We start from the raw sequence: 15878 nt of genomic DNA on the forward strand, positions 1-15878 counted from the left end.
GCTCCATTTACACCAACGCTGCCTGCAAAACCCCAGGTCGCCACTCGACCGCAACCCCAAACGGAGCTAGCTCCATTTAGACCCGGACGCCAACCCCACCAACCCCCGCACCCAACACACCCCCAAACACAAAAAGCGCCCCGACACCAGACACACAGAGTCTGGCACCGGGGCGCTTTACGTGCGTGGGACTTATGCCTTCTTGGCGTAGTCCTTCTCCACGGACGGGTCAACCGGGACGCCCGGGCCCTGGGTCGCGGAAACCACGATCTTCTTCAGGTAGATGCCCTTGGCGGATGCCGGCTTCAGACGCAGCACCTCATCAAGCAGGGCACCGTAGTTCTCGGCGAGCTGCTCAGCGGTGAAGGAAGCCTTGCCGATCAGCGCGTGCAGGTTCGCAGCCTTGTCGACGCGGAAGGCGATCTTGCCGCCCTTGGACTCGGAGACAGCCTTCGCCACGTCCGGGGTGACGGTGCCGGTCTTCGGGTTCGGCATCAGGCCACGCGGGCCGAGCACGCGAGCGACGCGGCCGACCTTGGCCATCTGGTCCGGCGTTGCGATCGCAACGTCGAAGTCGAGCTGACCAGCGTTGATCTGCTCGATGAGCTCGTCGGTGCCAACGATGTCGGCACCAGCTTCCTTTGCCTTGGTGGCGTTCTCGCCCTCGGCAAAGACGGCGACGCGGACGGTCTTACCGGTGCCGTGCGGCAGGTTGACGGTGCCGCGAACCAGCTGGTCTGCCTTGCGCGGGTCGACGGACAGGCGCATGGCGACGTCGATGGTGGCGTCGTAGTTCTTGGAGGAGGTCTCCTGCGCCAGCTTGACGGCGTCGAGCGGGTGGTACAGGGCGTTGCGGTCGACCTGTGCGAGAGTCTCGTTGTAACGCTTGGACTTCTTAGCCATGTTGCGTTCCTTTCTTCGAATGTGATTTCAAGGAGTGGTGGTCCGGGCCTGGCCGGCCCTCCCACCGGGGAAACGTCGAGTAGGTTTTACTTCTCGACGGTGATGCCCATGGAACGGGCGGTACCAGCGATAATCGCGGCGCCAGCCTCGATGTCGCGGGCGTTGAGGTCCTTCTTCTTGGTCTCAGCGATCTCCTTGCACTGATCCCAGGTGACGGAGCCGACCTTCTGGGTGTGCGGGACGCCGGAGCCCTTCTGAATACCCGCAGCCTTGAGCAGCAGGGAAGCTGCCGGCGGGGACTTCAGGATGAAGTCGAAGGAGCGGTCCTCGTAGACGGTGATTTCCACCGGGATGATGTTGCCGCGCATCGATTCGGTAGCGGCGTTGTAGGCCTTGGTGAACTCGACGATGTTCACGCCGTGCGCACCGAGAGCCGGACCAACCGGCGGAGCCGGGTTCGCCATGCCTGCTTCGATCTGCAGCTTGATCAGGCCAGTGACCTTCTTCTTTGCCATCGTTAAACCTCAATTCCTTGGTACGACGCTCCACCCACGATGCTTGGTGGCGCGCCTCCGGATGCCCTATTTCGTTCAGAGCCACCGGGGAGACGAACAAAAACGTCGCGCCTTACCCACGTGTGGGCACGCGCGACGTATCAGCTTACGGCAGGTAGAGCTTCAGAAGCAAAACGCTTCTGTTACATGATCCGCTCGATCTGGTCTGCGGTCAGCTCCACCGGGGTCTCGCGGCCGAAGATGGACACGAGCGCCTGGATCTTGCCGGTCTCGTCGTCGATCTCTGAAATGGTCGCGGAGACAGAAGCGAAGGCGCCGGACAGGATGGTGACGGCCTCGCCGACCTTGTAGTCGTGCGAGATCTTCGGTGTGCTCTCCTCCTGCGGCAGATCCACGACGGTCTCGCCCTCGGCGTTGGTCTTCGCCGACTGGCCCTCGACCGGGGCGGCCTTGGGCATCAGGAACTTAGCGACGTCACGGTGCTTGACGGGCGTCGCATTCCCCTCATTGCCCACGAAGCTGGTCACACCCGGAGTCTCGCGAACCACGGACCACGCCGCGTCGTTCATCTCCATGCGCACGAGCACGTAGCCCGGCAGCAGCTTGCGCTTAACCAGCTTGCGCTTGTCGTCCTTCTTTTCCATGACCTGCTCGATGGGCACGACCACGTCGTAGATGGAGTCCTCCACCTCGAGGGTCTGGATACGCATCTCCAGGTTGGTCTTCACCTTGTTCTCGTAGCCCGAGTAGGACTGGATGATGTACCAATCGCCCGGCAGCTTCTTCAGCTCGCGCACGTAGGCGCGCAGGCGGCGCTTGTACTCGGCGTCCGCCTCGGCCGCCTCGTCGTCGCCCAGCGCGGAAGCCGCAGCGTCGACGTCACCCTGCGCGATCTCGCCTTCTGCTGCAGTCTCAGCCGCTGGCTCGGTCTCGGGATCAGTCTCCGGCGCAACCGGGGCACCCTCCTCGACCATGTCGAGCTCTGCCTCGCGCTCGGCCTCTGCTGCCTCTGCGTCAGGCTCCTGCGTGGCGTCGTCCGCGTTGGTTTCCGGGTTGGTTTCCGGATCGGTCTGCGCCTCCACGGGCGCGCCCTCCCCGATCATCTCCAGCTCGTTGTCCTCTGCCATGGTCAGTCTCCTTCGATCCTTTACACGTCCCACCCAAGCGTACCCACCTTGGCGGGTACGAGTGCGGGCCAAAAACTTATCCCGCCCCTCGAGTCTTTCCGAGGCGGCGGGATATTAAATAACCTTCAAGCATTATAGCTAACGGATGAAGATCCATTCAACCAGCATTGTGGCCAGGCGATCAGTGCCCCACACCATGATGGTCAGCACGATGAGGAAGGCGAACACGATCAGCGTGTAGTTCAGCATTTCTTTGCCGGTCGGCCAGATGACCTTGCGCATCTCCTCGACGACTTCGCCGGGGAACGCGGCGACGCTGCTCTTCTTCGAGTCCTCGTCGGTGTCGGGCTGCGCGGGCGTGCGCTTCTGCTCGTAAGCGTCCGTGGAAACAGGAGAAACCCCGCGCAGCTGACGCTTGCCGGTCGGCTGTGCTGGGTTCTGACCGTTGGGGTTAGTCAAGAAAACTCCTCCACGTTGATGTTTTGGCAGGGGCGACAGGACTCGAACCTGCAACCTACGGTTTTGGAGACCGTTGCGCTACCAATTGCGCCACGCCCCTAGGTTCCTGCTTTGCTTTACACGTACAGGAGCCTAACCCTACCACGGACACCGTCGCGCCCGCTTCAAAGGTTGAGTAGCGATGGAGAGAATTGAACTCTCGACACAGCGATTATGAGTCGCTTGCTCTACCACTGAGCTACACCGCCCTGCGCCTACCGGGGAAGGCCCCGGCAAACAACAGAGCCCCCTGACAGAATCGAACTGTCGACCTTTTCCTTACCATGGAAACGCTCTGCCGACTGAGCTAAGGGGGCACAGCCTCGCTGTTGTGAGTCTTACCTTTCGGTGTGACCCGCTCCGTTGAAGCCTTGAAAAGATTAACCCGAACTGCTTATAGAACACAAATCGCCTGCACAGTACACATTTTCACGCATGTTTATCCGCACTATAAACCGCCCCTCCCGGGCACCCCGCGAAGAGCCGTGAAAGATTTTTTCACCCCGCACCGTTTCCCCAGGAAACTTGTATATACAACTGGAAAAGTGGTCGAATCTTTCACGTGCGCCACCGAGCAACCCCAACCGCCACCGAGCAACCCCAACCCGCAACCGCAAAAACCCACCGCCTCACAAACGAGGCAGTGGGTGAACACTGTGCCAGGTAGAAGATTCGAACTTCTGAAGGCGAATGCCGGCGGATTTACAGTCCGCTCCCTTTGGCCGCTCGGGCAACCTGGCGTGCACCTTAAGTGCGTTGACTACCTTACAACACCCCTGCTAGCAAACAACAAATCAGCAGGTCATCAACCACAAAGAAGCCTAACCAACCCGGTCGATGGTGTAGCGAGACAGCTGGCGCAGCGCCTCGGTGGCGGGCCCCTGGGGCAGGGTGTCGAGTTCGCGGTTGGCGGCGGCGAGGTAGGCGTTGACGTCTTCAAGCGCGCGTGCCCGCCCCTGCGTCTGGCCGATCAGGGAAAGGGCACGCTCGACCTCCGCATCGGTGTGCAGCGGCCCGGTGAGCATCTCGCGCAACGCGCGGCCGGCCTCGGAGTCTTCCGCCATGGCGTAGAGGACAGGCAGGGTGAACACGCCCTCGCGCAGGTCGGTGCCGGGGGTTTTCCCGGACTGCTCAGGGTCGGAGAAGATGTCGATGATGTCGTCGACGATCTGGAAGATCATGCCGACCGCGGCACCGAGGCGCTGGCAGCTTTCCACCACCTCGCGGCTCGCCCCGGCGTGCGTAGCACCCAAGTAGGCGGCGGAGGCGATCAGCACGCCCGTCTTGCCCTCAATTACCTTGAGGTAGTGCTCGATGGGGTCTTGACCGCGCGCGCCGATGGATTCCAGCATCTGGCCGGTGACCAGGTCCTGGAAGGTATCGGCAAAGTGGGCGACGGTGGCGGTGTCGATCTCACTCATGATCCGGGAGGCGTGCGCGAACAGCACGTCGCCCGCGAGGATGGCCACCGTGTTGTCCCAGCGACTGTTGGCGGATTCCACGCCGCGCCGCCGGTCCGCCTCATCCATCACATCGTCGTGATACAGGGTGGCCAGGTGCACCATCTCGGTAATCGCGGCAGCCTTGACCACGTTCTCGGCCTCCGGGTGCGGCCCGAACTCACTGCACAAAAGCGCCATGAGCGGGCGGAAGCGCTTGCCGCCGGCGACGGCGAGGTGCGTGACTTTGTCGGTGATGAAGTCTTCGCCTTGTGAGAGCCGCTCGAGCAGCACGCGTTCCACCTCGCCCATCCCGTGCGCGATGCGCTGGTTGAGGGCGTCGTCGCCAAGATCCATGGTGAACGCATGGCTTTGCGACGCGTGGTTGGCGTTGGTCATCGATACCATCCTTTAAGGTTGGGCGAGACGGCCGCCGCGCACCAGTTTTATGGCAGCACGCAGCGACCCACGAGTAGTGCCCTCAACCGTAGTGCAACACGCTCCCTGCGTGTATCAGCGGGGCCGGGGTAGTCCGTGCCGGCAAGCCTGGCACAATGTTGGCCGTGATGGATGTCTTTGATTGCGTTGTCGTCGGCGGGGGCCCTTCGGGTGCGGTCGCGGCGATTGCCGCCCAGCGTGCGGGCTTTTCCACCCTGCTTGTCGACGCCGCCGAGCACGGCCGCGACAAAACCTGCGGCGATGGACTCACCCCGCGCGCGGTGCACACGCTGCGCACGCTCGGCCTCGAAGAGGTACTGCCCGCCTACCGCAACCAGGGACCCAAGCTCCACGGCTACGGCGGGGATGTCACCGCCCCCTGGCCTGACAGCCACTACGGCACGTTGGGCTCGGCGAGCCCGCGGAAGCTTTTCGACGCCGCGCTCATCGACCAAGCCACCGCCGTCGGCGCGACCGTCTGGACCGGGTGCGCGGCACACGATGCCGACTTTGATGCCCACGGCGCAATCACCGCAGTCCACACTGACCGTGGTCCGGTGCGTACGCGCTGGGTGATCGTGGCGGACGGGGTGCGCTCCCCCTTCGGCAAGCGCCTCGGCCGCACCTGGCACAAAGACCAGGTCTACGGCATCGCCGCCCGTTCCTACTGCACAAGCCCGCACAGCGAAGAGCCCTGGATGCACTCGCACGTGGAGCTGCGCGACCCGGCTGGTGAGATCCAGCCGGGCTACGGGTGGATCTTCCCGCTTGGCGACGGCACGGTCAACCTCGGCTGCGGAGCCCTATCTACCGACGCCCGACCAGCCAAGGTGAACACGAAGAAGCTGCTCGCACACTACGCCCGCGAGCAGTCCGCCGACTGGGGCTTAGGCGAACCACAAGAGGTCACCTCGGCCCTGTTACCCATGGGCGGTGCGGTTTCCAACGTGGCGGGCCCGAACTGGGCGCTGATCGGCGACGCCGCAGCCTGCGTCAACCCGCTCAACGGCGAGGGCATCGATTACGGGATGGAAACGGCGGTCATGGCGGTCGAGCTACTCGCCGAGCGCGCCGACCTCACGCTCGCGTGGCCCTACGTGCTGCGCCGCGCCTACGGCGACGCCTTCGCGCTGGCCCGGACGGCGGCACGCCTTCTGACCTACCCGCAGTTCCTACCTGCGGCGGGCCCGCTCGCCCTGCGCGGACTCGGCGGGCGCTACCTCATGCCCGCTGCAGCACGGTTGATGGGCAACCTGATTACAGAAGAAGACACCGACCTCATTGCCCGCGCCTGGCGCGCAGCCGGAAAGATCGCGCCGCGCGGCAGCGCGCTGTGGGATGTAGCTTAACCAGCCCGCGTCGCGCTGTGCAGCGCCACGATCCCGGCGCTTAGGTCCTGCCAGCCCGCGTCCTGCCAGCCGTTGCGGTTGATCGCCGCGGCGAGCTCCTCCTGGTCCGGCCAGGCGCGGATGGACTCGGCGAGGTATTCGTAGGCCTCCGCGTTGGAGGAAAAGACCTTGGCTAAAAGCGGCAGCGCGACCGGCAGATACTCCTTGTAGAAGGTACGGAAGCCGGGCACGACAGGGGTGGAAAACTCGTTGACTACAAGGCGACCGCCTGGCTTGGTCACGCGCGCCATCTCGCGCAAGCCCGCTTCGAAGTCGTAGACGTTGCGCAGGCCGTAGGAGATGGTGACGGCGTCGAAGGTGGCGTCGGCAAAAGGCAGGTGCATCGCATCGCCCACCACCTTGGGCACGTCGCGGTCACGGCCGGCGGCGAGCATGCCTTGAGAGAAATCGCAGGCGACCACCCAGGCACCCGACTTGGCCAGCTCAACGGTAGAAACCGCGGTGCCCGCGGCCAGGTCAAGCACCTTCTCCCCCGGGGCGAGCCGGAGACGCCTGCGCGTACGACGCCGCCAGTACTTGTCCAGCCCAAAAGACAGGATGGTGTTGGTGAGGTCGTATTTTTCGCCCACTCCGTCAAACATTCCGGCGACGTCGAAGGGCTTTTTCTCCAGATCTGCCTTGGCCATAGGAAAGCATTGTACGGCTCCACCCCACTTCCGCGGGTGTTCCCTGCGCCCGCTGTTGCAACTTCGTTTTGTCGAAGTTTAATATTTCCCTAACCGATACACACTGGAAGGAAAGACACACCATGATCCGACGGGCACTCGGCGTCTGCGCCGCCCTCCTCCTCGCATGCGGCACGACAAGCTGCGCAAACACCCCCTCCTCCGGCGATGAACCGGTCGTTTTGACCACTTTCACCGTCATCCAAGACATCGCCGCCAACGTCGCCGGCGAACACCTGCGGGTGGAATCCATCACCAAACCTGGTGCCGAGATCCACGGGTACGAGCCCACCCCGGGTGACATCGCCAAGGCCTCCGAGGCGGATCTCATCCTGGACAACGGTCTCAACCTGGAGAACTGGTTCGCCCAGTTCGTGGCAGAGCTCGACGTCCCGCACACCGTGGTTTCCGAGGGCATCGAGCCGATCGACATCACCGAAGACGCCTACGCAGGCAAACCCAACCCGCACGCCTGGATGAGCCCGAAGAATGTGCAGACCTACGTGGACAACATCGTCGACGCCTTCAGCGAGCTCGACCCGGAGCACGCCGAGCAGTACGCGGAAAACGGGGAGAACTACAAGGCGCAGCTGCAGGAAGTCCAGGACGAGATGACGCGCGAACTTTCGGCACTCCCCGAGCAGCAGCGCGCGCTGGTGACCTGCGAGGGCGCGTTTTCCTACCTCGCCCGCGACGCCGGGCTGCAGGAGCAGTACATCTGGCCGGTCAACGCAGAAAACGAGGCGACCCCGCAGCAGATCGCCCGCACCATCGAGTTTGTCAAGCACAACGAAGTGCCCACCGTCTTCTGCGAGTCGACTGTCTCCAACGCGGCCATGCAGCAGGTTGTCGACGCCACGGGTGCCCAGCTCGGCGACACCCTCTACGTCGACTCCCTCTCTCTTGAGGACGGTCCCGTGCCCACCTACCTGGACCTGATCAAGCACGACTCTTCCGCCATCATCGAGGGCCTGACGGGGCAGGCATCATGACGCCCGCGATCAGCGTCGAAGGCGTGACCGTCCGCTACGGCGATGTGGAGGCCCTGCACTTAGCCAGCGTGTCCATCGCCCCGGGCCGCGCCTGCGGGCTCGTCGGAATGAACGGCTCTGGCAAATCCACCCTGTTCAAGGCGATCATGGGGCTGGTCAAACCCGATACGGGCACAGTGCAGATCAACGGCACGCACCCCGCCGCCGCACGCAAGGCCCAGGTAGTCGCTTACGTCCCGCAAAGCGAAGAGGTGGATTGGCAGTTCCCAATCACCGTGCGCGAAGTCGTCATGACCGGCCGCTACGGCCACATGGGCTTTACACGCCGCCCGCACCGTCGCGATGAGGACGCCGTCAATGAGGCCCTGGAGCGCACGCACCTGACCGACTTCGCCGATCGCCAGATCGGCCAGCTTTCGGGTGGGCAGAAGAAGCGCGCCTTCGTCGCCCGCGGCATTGCGCAGGGCGCGAGCATCATGCTTCTCGACGAGCCGTTCGCGGGCGTCGACAAGCAATCCGAAGCGACGATCACCGCACTGCTGCGCGAACTCGTCGACGAAGGCACCACGCTGTTTGTCTCCACGCACGACTTCGCTGCCCTGCCCGCGCTCGCCGAGGAATCCGTCCTGTTAAATAAGCGCGTGCTCATGCACGCCCCCACCGAGGACGTGCTGCGGCCGGAAAACCTCGCCCGCGGCTTCGGCATGACCCCAACGCACACGGAGGAACACGCATGATGTCACTCTTATTGGATCCGCTGAACTACAGCTTCATGGGCCGGGCGCTGGCCACCGCGCTGACCGCCTCCATCGTCTGCGCGATGCTGTCCTGCTGGCTCGTGCTGGTCGGCTGGTCGCTGATGGGCGACGCGGTCTCCCACGCGGTCCTGCCCGGCGTGGTGCTCTCCTACATCGTGGGCGCACCTTTCGCCGTCGGCGCCGTGCTCTTCGGCTTCCTCGCGGTCGCCCTGATCGGCCTGGTGCGCAACACCTCGCGGGTCAAGGAGGACGCCGCGATCGGCATCGTGTTTACCTCGCTCTTCTCCTTCGGGCTGGTGCTCATCTCGGTCACGCCCTCGCACACGGACCTAAACCACATCATCTTTGGCAACCTTTTGGGCGTGTCCCGCGCGGAGATGCTGCAGGTAATCGGGCTTGCGGTGCTCGTGTTCGGCGCGCTGCTGCTCAAGCGGCGGGATCTGACGCTCTATGCCTTCGACCCCATCCACGCGCACGCGATCGGGCTGAGCCCGCGCGCACTCGGTGCCGGGCTGCTCGCCCTGCTCGCGCTCACCACGGTGGTTGCGCTGCAGGTCGTGGGCGTGATCCTTGTTGTTGCCATGCTGATCATCCCCGGCGCGACGGCGTACCTGCTCACCGATTCCTTTGGCAAGATGCTGCTCATCGCGCCTGCCATGGCCGCCGGCTGCGCGGTCTTGGGCCTGTACTGCAGCTACTACCTGGACACCGCTACCGGAGCGATGATGGTGCTCGCGCAGGCCTGCGTGTTTACGCTGGTGTATCTTTTTGGGCCCCGGGGGCTGGTGCGTGCCCGGGCGCGCTCACGTACACCGCGTCAGTCGCAGCACGCCCCAGCGGAATAGTCACGCCATCGGCCGCGTTTTGCACCTCCACCGCCCCGGAAAAGGGCGCGCCCTCGGCCACGTGGAGGTGCGAGCCGACGTTCAGGCCGTGGGCGTGGAGGTAACGCAGCAGCTCCGGGTCTTCGTCGGAGATCCGCTCGATGACCACGTCGCTGCCCGGTTCCACCGTGCTCAGGGTGACGGCGTCGGGGGCCTGTATCGAGCCATCGGCGGCGGGGATCGGGTCGCCGTGGGGGTCGCGGGTCGGGTAGTGCAGCAGGGCCGCCACCCGTTCCACTAAAAGGTCGGAGACGGCGTGCTCGAGCTGTTCGGCTTCGTCGTGGACTTCGTCCCACGAGTAGTCGAGCACCTGCACCAGGAAAGTCTCGATCAGGCGGTGGCGACGCACCATCTGCAGCGCGTGCGCCCTCCCCTGCTCCGTCAGCTGCACGGAGCCGTAGCGCTTATGCGAGACGAGCTTTTGGTCAGCCAGCTTGCGCACGGTGTCAGACACCGTCGACTGCTTCACGCCCAGCGCCTTCGCGATCATTGAGGTGGTGGCCGGCTCGTCCGACCACTCTTCAAGCTCCCAGATCGTCTTGAGGTAATCCTGGGTGCTTGCAGACAGATCCGAGACTGACATAGTTGGTCAGTCTACCTGGCCTTAAGCCCCGCGCGATTTCCGACGCCTCCCCGCCCACTTCGGCAGCGTGATATCGCGCCCGAAGATGCTGACCACGTTCGAGCGGTAGCCAGCGCGCGCCTCCTCGTAGTACCCGAGCAGCTGCTCACACAACGCATCCCAGGTCTTATCAGCCACGGACTCGCGGGCGTTGTGCTTGAGTTCGTCCAGACGGGCGGGGTCGAGCAGGTAGCGGGCGGCGTCGGGAAGCTCTTCGCTAAAGGTGTCCACCTCCAGCAGCAGGCCGTTTTCCCCGTCTTGGATCAGGTCGATCGGCCCGCCGGCCTTCGGGCCGATGGTGGGCACGCCGGAGGCCTGCGCCTCCTGGATGGCCTGGCAGAAGGTCTCGAACTCGCCGGTGTGCACGAACAGGTCCAGCGAGGCGTACGCGCGGGCCAGCTGCTCGCCGGACAGCGCGCCGGTGAACACGGCAGACGGCATGAGGTGCTCGAGCGCGTCGCGCTCCGGGCCGTCGCCCACGATGACGAGCTGGATGTCTGGGTCCTGCTCCAGCACCGCGAGGCGGCACACGCTCTTCTCACTGGCCAGCCGGCCGACGAATCCGACGATCTTCTTTTGCCCCGTGGGATCCCACTGATACCGCAGCATGTCCGAACGTTTCGTGGGGTGGAACAGCTCCGCATCCACGCCGCGGCCCCAGCGCTTCACGTTCTTGATGCCGTGAGCCTCCATCTCCCGGATCGCCTCCGAGGACGGCGCGAGGTTGAGCTGGCAGCGGTTGTGAATGTTGCGCGTCCAGTCCCAAGCCAGCGCCGCCACTGCGGACAGCTGGTACTTGGTGGCAAAGCCCGCCACGTCAGTCTGGTACAGCCCGACCGCGGGCACCCCCAGCTGCATCGCGGAGAACGCGCCCGCACCGCCGAGCACGAACGGGCTGGCCAGGTGGATAATGTCCGGGTCAAAGTCCGCGAGCGCCGCGGTGACATTCGTGGTGGGCACGCCGATCGGCAGCGAGTCCACCAGCGGCACGCGCATGGTGGGCACGCGCACGATGGGAAACCCCAGGTAGTCAGCGACTTCCTCCTGGAAGTCGCGCGCGCCCGGGGCGACGACGAGCGCCTCGTGGCCGTTGGCCTTGAGGTACTCGAGCACCCGGAGCACCGAGTTGGTCACTCCGTTGATGTTCGGGAGGAATGATTCCGCGACTATTCCGACTCGCATACTGTGTTACCTTCCCATGTCCGCGCGAACACCACTCAACCGTTGCGCAAACTTTGTTATAACTCAACGTGAACGCTGTGGTACCCAGCGGCGCACCGCCAGCCACACGGCCGCGAACACCAATGTTGCCACCACCGCCACCGAGACGGCAGGGATCAGCGCGAGCGCCCAGCCGCGTCCCTCCACTTTGACCAGGTTGGGATCACTCTTGGCGTAGGTCACCCAGACCTGCTGGCCCTCCCCCAGCCCCGAGGGGTACAGCAGCCCGCTCGGCGGTGAGAAGTGCCGACCTTCGGCGTCCTGGTATTCGATCGAGGTGCGCCACGCACTCACCCCGGTCACCGTGGCGATGCCGCGGCCAGGATCGGCCATGATGCGTGCGTCGTTGATCGCGGCCCCGCCGACCATCGCCACCGCGCCCAGCATGGCCGCCAGGTAGAGTCCCAGCACCACCTGCTTCGCGCGCCGCTGCCACTGGATCACTTGGTCAGCCTCTGCGCCAGCGCCCGCCGCGTCGCGCGCGTGGTATCCACCTCGACGATGGTGATCGGGTTGGGCTCCGCCTCGAGTGCAATCAAGGTCTCCAAAAGCTCCGGCAGGGTGTCCGCGTGCGCATAGGCCGCCCCGTAAGCCTCGGCCAGCTTTTCGACGCCCACGTCATGACTTGTCCCAAACACCCGCTCAAAGTCGCGCTCCACCGACTCCGCGCCGGCCTCCAACGTGTGGAAGATGCCGCCGCCGTTGTCGTTGGCCACCACGATGGTGAGGTTGCCCGGGCGCGGCTCGTCGGGGCCAATGAGCAGGCCGTTGATGTCATGCAGGAAGGTGAGGTCGCCCACCAGGGTGACGGTGCGCGGGGCGCGGATCTCGTCCGGGTGCAGCGCCTGGGTGGCCAGGGCGATGCCGACAGCTTGGGAGAGCGTGCCGTCGATACCCGCGGCTCCGCGCGCGGCATAGGTGGACACGCCGTCGAAAGGCATGCCCACCAGACTCACGTCGCGCACCGGGCTGGACGCCCCCACCACGAGCGTGTCGCCCACGCCTAAGGTGTCGCACACCGCGGCGGCGACGTGCATGCCGGTCAGCCCGAAGTTGTCCTCCTGCAGCGCATCGCGCACGGTCTGCGCGCCGACCTCGCCTGCGGCCTCGCAGATCTTGATCCAGCTATCCGTGGGCTGGCCCGTGGCGTTGACGCGCGATCCGCGGCGATCCGGCTGGCCGGTGAACGTCTCGGTGCGCGAGATCCCGATGACCTCGATGTCCGGATCGGCCATCAGCGCCATGACGTCGCGGTGCAGGGTCGGGTGCCCCACCACGATGAGCTGCTCCGGCTTGGTCTCCGCGGCGAAGTCGCCGCCGTCGTGCGAGATCGCCACCTCGCTCTTGGCAAAGAAGCGTGCGGCGAGCGGGTGCACCTGGTGGAAGGGGGCGGGCGCGGTCGGCTCCGCGATGGTGGGCACGTGCTCCAGACTGGGTACGTCCCAGGCCTCATCACCAGCGATGACCAGGGTGTTGCGGGTCAAGTCCACGTCCACGGCGCCGTGGTCGACCCAGGTGGGCGCAGTCTCGAGCCTGCCCGGGCCGACCCGGCGCGGCTCGCCCACCGGCGCGGGCAGGGTTTCGGGCACGAGCGGGGTATCCAGCGCAACGTTGATGTGCACCTGGTCGGCGGCAAAGGAGACGGCCTCGGCTTCCTCGCGCGTTGCCACCTGCTGGGTAGCGGCGTAGCGGCCGAAGATGCCGTCCTGCCAAATCGTTTGCGATGCCCCGGTGCCCACCAGGCGGGCGGGACGATCCGCGCTGATGATGGCGAGCGGTATGTGCGACATGTGCGCCTCCACCACAGCGGGCAGCGCGTTGGCGACGGCGGTGCCGGAGGTCATGACCACGCCGACGTGGCGGCGCTGCACACGCGCGAGGCCTAAGGCGGTGAAGGCGGCCGAGCGCTCGTCGATACGCATGTGCACGCGGATGTCCCGGCGCGCCAAGAGCGCGTACGCGAGCGGCGAGTTGCGCGAACCTGGACTCATGACCACGTCGGTGACGTTGTCTGCCAAGCGTTGGGCGATGATGCGGGCCAGCTCAAGCGATTCCATGGTGGCCCATTCTAGCTGCCGCCTACTGGCCCTGAAGCAGCCCTTCGGCGCCCTGGCGCAGCTCGTCGAAGATGTCCTGGGCGCTATCGCGCACGTCGTCGGGGACCTCTACCGGCGGTGCCTCCGGCAGCTCGGTGGGAACTGGCTCCTCGTTGTCTGTGTCGCGAGTGTCCCTGCTGTCGCGGTCGCCGAAGAGCGAGGGCCGCTTCGTGGTGGTCGCGGTCGTGGTGATGGTTTCCGTCTGCGTATTCGTCACGGTCACCGGCGGCTTGGAGGCTTCGGCGGAAGCTCCCCGCCACAAGAAGAATAAGACGATGCCGGCGGCCAGCGCGATGGCGAGCAGGACGCCGAGCACCGTGGCCAGCGTGTTGGAGCGCTCCTCCGGCGCGGGCGGCGGGCCGGGCGGGTTCGGCTGCGTGTACTGGGGCTGCTCGTACTGCCCGTAGTCGTAGTACTGCTGATCCTGGTACTGGTCCCGGTAGGGCTGCTGCGGGTACTCCGGCTGCTGCCGTGCTTGCTCGGCGGGCTCCGGAAAGTACTGCTTCGGGCGGGGCCTGCGCGGTTCTTCCTCCGGAACGCCAAACTGGCGCGTCTGGTTATCCATGTGGATAGCCTAACGCGCCAGTTGTAGCAGGGTTGTAATCTACAGCACCAGCCCGAAGACGGGGACTGCGAGGAAGTAGGTGGCCAGGGAGATCAGGACCAGTGCGATGGCGTTGAGCCACACGCCGCCCTTGATCATCTCGCCCATGGTGACGTAGCCCGAGGAGTACGCGATCGCGTTCGGCGGGGTTGCCACCGGCAGCATGAAGGCACAGGTTGCGGACAGCGCAACCGGGATGGCCAGCAACAGGATGTTCATGTCGGTGGCCTCGGTCAAGCCGATGCCCACGGCGACGCCGCCCATGATCGGCAGGAAGGTCGCCGCGGTTGCCGTGTTGGAGGTCAGCTCGGTGAGGATGAGCACCAGCGCGGCGATCGCGAAGATGAGCAGGAATGTCGGTAGCACAGCCAGTCCCTTCGCTGCTTCACCGATCCACAGGGACAGGCCGGTAGAGGTGAACATTGCGGACAAGGACAGGCCGCCGCCGAAGAGCAGGAGTACGTCCCACGGCATCTCATTCGCGGTCTCCCAGTCCAGCAGGCGCTTGCCGTTCTTCATGCCCGGCACGATGAACATGAGCAGGCCGGCGATGATGCCCACGATGGCGTCGTGGTAGGGGAAGTCCCACCCGTAGTGGTCGCGCGCCAGTGGTAGGAAGACCCACGTCAGGGCCGCGAGCGCGAAGATGATGCCGGCGGCGATCTGCGCGAAGGTCCAGGGGCCGAGCTTGCGGATCTCGTCCTGGATCAGCTCACGGCCGCCCGGGATCTGGTCAATCTCCGGCTTGAACACGGTGATCAGTACCAGCCATGCGATGATGGTGAACACAATTGCCACCGGCATACCGACGATCATCCACTGCCCGAAGCCAATGTTGATGTCGTGGGCTTCCTTCATGTAGCCCTGCAGCAGCGCGTTCGGCGGGGTACCGATCAGGGTGCCCAGCGAGCCGATAGAGGCGGAATAGGCGATGGCGAGCATGAGCGCTGTGGCGAACTTCTTCTGGTTCTGCATCCCGCCGACGGAGTCTGCGGTGAGCATGAGCACCGAGGTGCCGATCGGCAGCATGACCACGGCGGTTGCCGTGTTAGAGACCCACATGGACATGAAGCCGGTGGCCAGCATGAAGCCTAAGATGATGCGCTTTGGGCTGGTGCCGACGATCTTGACCACCACGAGCGCAAGTCGGCGGTGCAGATTCCAGCGCTGCAGGCCAAGCGCCATGAGGAAGCCGCCCATGAACAGGAAGATCGTGGCGGAGGCGTAGGGGGAGGACACCTTGGAGAACTCCGCCACACCCATGACCGGGAAGATGGCAATGGGCAAAAGGGCGGTCGCCGCCAGCGGGATCGCCTCGGTCATCCACCACACGGCCATGAGCGCGGTGGTGGCGGCGACGACGCGCATCGCCTGGGCGGTGTACTCCGCTTCCGGGTCAGCACCGGAGGACTGGGCGACCGTCTCAGGCGCGTTCGCCGGGAAGATAAACCAAATGAGCGCGGCGAGCGCCACGCCCACAATCAAGCCGATGAGTTGGCGGCGCCATTCGCCTGGTTCTGGGGCTTTGGCCAGATCACCATCCGACAGCGCGGAAGAATCGTGCACAACGGGGGTAGACATGCCCCACCTACTTTCCTACCGTTCCAATACAGCGTTTACAGGGTGTTTGGTGTGATTTTTCACATTCACCTGTACTGAAAATTTTAACGCACCGGGTGTAAAACCAAACATTTGGGCAGTGGCTCC

At 64.9% G+C, this 15878-nt stretch carries 16 protein-coding genes and 4 tRNA genes; 4 read left to right on the forward strand and 16 right to left on the reverse strand.

Features of this window, described 5'->3' with window-relative positions:
- Positions 1–192: 192 nt before the first annotated feature.
- The 9 genes from rplA to HMPREF2990_RS06550 all read right to left on the reverse strand — a co-directional run bounded on the left by rplA (position 193) and on the right by HMPREF2990_RS06550 (position 4881).
- Positions 193–903, reverse strand: a complete 711-nt coding sequence (gene rplA, locus HMPREF2990_RS06510) for a 50S ribosomal protein L1 (RefSeq protein WP_038588172.1) — start codon at positions 901–903, stop codon at positions 193–195.
- An 86-nt stretch (positions 904–989) separates the two neighbouring features.
- Positions 990–1418, reverse strand: coding sequence for a 50S ribosomal protein L11 (gene rplK / locus HMPREF2990_RS06515; protein ID WP_038588169.1), 429 nt, complete (start codon positions 1416–1418; stop codon positions 990–992).
- 182 nt (positions 1419–1600) lie between these two features.
- Entirely contained in the window at positions 1601–2545 is a 945-nt protein-coding gene (gene nusG / locus HMPREF2990_RS06520; protein ID WP_051904711.1) for a transcription termination/antitermination protein NusG, read from the reverse strand.
- 138 nt (positions 2546–2683) lie between these two features.
- Entirely contained in the window at positions 2684–3004 is a 321-nt protein-coding gene (secE, locus tag HMPREF2990_RS06525; RefSeq protein WP_070763352.1) for a preprotein translocase subunit SecE, read from the reverse strand.
- Positions 3005–3028: 24 nt separating this feature from the next.
- Positions 3029–3104, reverse strand: a tRNA-Trp gene (locus HMPREF2990_RS06530).
- Positions 3105–3180: 76 nt separating this feature from the next.
- A tRNA-Met gene (locus HMPREF2990_RS06535) sits at positions 3181–3252 on the reverse strand.
- A 35-nt stretch (positions 3253–3287) separates the two neighbouring features.
- Positions 3288–3360, reverse strand: a tRNA-Thr gene (locus HMPREF2990_RS06540).
- Positions 3361–3700: 340 nt separating this feature from the next.
- Positions 3701–3783, reverse strand: a tRNA-Tyr gene (locus HMPREF2990_RS06545).
- A gap of 81 nt (positions 3784–3864) precedes the next feature.
- Positions 3865–4881: a polyprenyl synthetase family protein gene (locus tag HMPREF2990_RS06550; RefSeq protein WP_070763354.1), complete on the reverse strand. Its 1017-nt coding sequence runs from the start codon at positions 4879–4881 to the stop codon at positions 3865–3867.
- Between the two features lie 167 nt (positions 4882–5048).
- On the opposite strand from HMPREF2990_RS06550, the gene HMPREF2990_RS06555 reads away from it, so the two are divergent.
- The gene (locus HMPREF2990_RS06555; RefSeq protein WP_070763454.1) at positions 5049–6269 is read left to right on the forward strand and encodes a geranylgeranyl reductase family protein; all 1221 of its coding nucleotides are present in this window, start codon (positions 5049–5051) and stop codon (positions 6267–6269) included.
- Here the strand turns inward: HMPREF2990_RS06555 and HMPREF2990_RS06560 are convergent.
- Positions 6266–6955 carry a demethylmenaquinone methyltransferase gene (locus HMPREF2990_RS06560; protein WP_070763356.1) on the reverse strand — a complete coding sequence of 230 codons (690 nt, stop codon included), beginning with the start codon at positions 6953–6955 and terminating at the stop codon, positions 6266–6268. The genes HMPREF2990_RS06555 and HMPREF2990_RS06560 overlap by 4 nt on opposite strands.
- A 122-nt stretch (positions 6956–7077) precedes the next feature.
- Between HMPREF2990_RS06560 and HMPREF2990_RS06565 the strand changes: the two genes are divergently transcribed.
- The 3 genes from HMPREF2990_RS06565 to HMPREF2990_RS06575 are packed head-to-tail and all read left to right on the forward strand — an operon-like array spanning position 7078 to position 9589.
- Positions 7078–7986 (forward strand): metal ABC transporter substrate-binding protein, encoded by a 909-nt coding sequence (locus HMPREF2990_RS06565; RefSeq protein WP_070763358.1) that lies wholly within the window; start codon positions 7078–7080, stop codon positions 7984–7986.
- A complete protein-coding gene (locus HMPREF2990_RS06570) occupies positions 7983–8723 on the forward strand; it encodes a metal ABC transporter ATP-binding protein (protein ID WP_070763360.1) in 741 nt (246 codons plus the stop codon). The genes HMPREF2990_RS06565 and HMPREF2990_RS06570 overlap by 4 nt, the downstream gene beginning before the upstream one ends.
- On the forward strand, positions 8720–9589 hold the full coding sequence (locus HMPREF2990_RS06575; RefSeq protein ID WP_070763364.1) for a metal ABC transporter permease: 870 nt from the start codon (positions 8720–8722) through the stop codon (positions 9587–9589). The genes HMPREF2990_RS06570 and HMPREF2990_RS06575 overlap by 4 nt, the downstream gene beginning before the upstream one ends.
- Here HMPREF2990_RS06575 and HMPREF2990_RS06580 read toward each other — a convergent pair.
- The 6 genes from HMPREF2990_RS06580 to HMPREF2990_RS06605 all read right to left on the reverse strand — a co-directional run bounded on the left by HMPREF2990_RS06580 (position 9495) and on the right by HMPREF2990_RS06605 (position 15752).
- Positions 9495–10211: a metal-dependent transcriptional regulator gene (locus HMPREF2990_RS06580; protein ID WP_070763366.1), complete on the reverse strand. Its 717-nt coding sequence runs from the start codon at positions 10209–10211 to the stop codon at positions 9495–9497. The two genes, HMPREF2990_RS06575 and HMPREF2990_RS06580, sit on opposite strands and share 95 nt — an antisense overlap.
- Before the next feature lie 21 nt (positions 10212–10232).
- Positions 10233–11432 (reverse strand): glycosyltransferase family 4 protein, encoded by a 1200-nt coding sequence (locus HMPREF2990_RS06585; protein WP_070763367.1) that lies wholly within the window; start codon positions 11430–11432, stop codon positions 10233–10235.
- Between the two features lie 63 nt (positions 11433–11495).
- Positions 11496–11912, reverse strand: coding sequence for a DUF3592 domain-containing protein (locus tag HMPREF2990_RS06590; protein ID WP_070763456.1), 417 nt, complete (start codon positions 11910–11912; stop codon positions 11496–11498).
- Positions 11912–13528: a 2-succinyl-5-enolpyruvyl-6-hydroxy-3-cyclohexene-1-carboxylic-acid synthase gene (gene menD / locus HMPREF2990_RS06595; protein WP_070763369.1), complete on the reverse strand. Its 1617-nt coding sequence runs from the start codon at positions 13526–13528 to the stop codon at positions 11912–11914. Before menD ends, HMPREF2990_RS06590 begins: the two co-directional genes overlap by 1 nt.
- A 22-nt stretch (positions 13529–13550) precedes the next feature.
- Positions 13551–14132 (reverse strand): hypothetical protein, encoded by a 582-nt coding sequence (locus tag HMPREF2990_RS06600; protein WP_070763371.1) that lies wholly within the window; start codon positions 14130–14132, stop codon positions 13551–13553.
- 39 nt (positions 14133–14171) lie between these two features.
- The gene (locus HMPREF2990_RS06605; protein WP_070763372.1) at positions 14172–15752 is read right to left on the reverse strand and encodes an SLC13 family permease; all 1581 of its coding nucleotides are present in this window, start codon (positions 15750–15752) and stop codon (positions 14172–14174) included.
- Between the last annotated feature and the right edge of the window lie 126 nt (positions 15753–15878).

Source organism: Corynebacterium sp. HMSC071B10 (genome assembly GCF_001814825.1).
GTDB lineage: Bacteria > Actinomycetota > Actinomycetes > Mycobacteriales > Mycobacteriaceae > Corynebacterium.

What these genes read in the sequence shown, in the direction of transcription:
- rplK (WP_038588169.1), bottom strand. Translation starts at nt 1,418, where the DNA reads ATGGCAAAGAAGAAGGTCACTGGCCTGATCAAGCTGCAGATCGAAGCA.
- HMPREF2990_RS06575 (WP_070763364.1), top strand. Translation starts at nt 8,720, where the DNA reads ATGATGTCACTCTTATTGGATCCGCTGAACTACAGCTTCATGGGCCGG.
- HMPREF2990_RS06550 (WP_070763354.1), bottom strand. Translation starts at nt 4,881, where the DNA reads ATGACCAACGCCAACCACGCGTCGCAAAGCCATGCGTTCACCATGGAT.
- rplA (WP_038588172.1), bottom strand. Translation starts at nt 903, where the DNA reads ATGGCTAAGAAGTCCAAGCGTTACAACGAGACTCTCGCACAGGTCGAC.
- nusG (WP_051904711.1), bottom strand. Translation starts at nt 2,545, where the DNA reads ATGGCAGAGGACAACGAGCTGGAGATGATCGGGGAGGGCGCGCCCGTG.
- HMPREF2990_RS06600 (WP_070763371.1), bottom strand. Translation starts at nt 14,132, where the DNA reads ATGGATAACCAGACGCGCCAGTTTGGCGTTCCGGAGGAAGAACCGCGC.
- HMPREF2990_RS06580 (WP_070763366.1), bottom strand. Translation starts at nt 10,211, where the DNA reads ATGTCAGTCTCGGATCTGTCTGCAAGCACCCAGGATTACCTCAAGACG.
- HMPREF2990_RS06605 (WP_070763372.1), bottom strand. Translation starts at nt 15,752, where the DNA reads ATGTCTACCCCCGTTGTGCACGATTCTTCCGCGCTGTCGGATGGTGAT.
- HMPREF2990_RS06570 (WP_070763360.1), top strand. Translation starts at nt 7,983, where the DNA reads ATGACGCCCGCGATCAGCGTCGAAGGCGTGACCGTCCGCTACGGCGAT.
- menD (WP_070763369.1), bottom strand. Translation starts at nt 13,528, where the DNA reads ATGGAATCGCTTGAGCTGGCCCGCATCATCGCCCAACGCTTGGCAGAC.
- HMPREF2990_RS06555 (WP_070763454.1), top strand. Translation starts at nt 5,049, where the DNA reads ATGGATGTCTTTGATTGCGTTGTCGTCGGCGGGGGCCCTTCGGGTGCG.
- HMPREF2990_RS06560 (WP_070763356.1), bottom strand. Translation starts at nt 6,955, where the DNA reads ATGGCCAAGGCAGATCTGGAGAAAAAGCCCTTCGACGTCGCCGGAATG.
- HMPREF2990_RS06585 (WP_070763367.1), bottom strand. Translation starts at nt 11,432, where the DNA reads ATGCGAGTCGGAATAGTCGCGGAATCATTCCTCCCGAACATCAACGGA.
- HMPREF2990_RS06565 (WP_070763358.1), top strand. Translation starts at nt 7,078, where the DNA reads ATGATCCGACGGGCACTCGGCGTCTGCGCCGCCCTCCTCCTCGCATGC.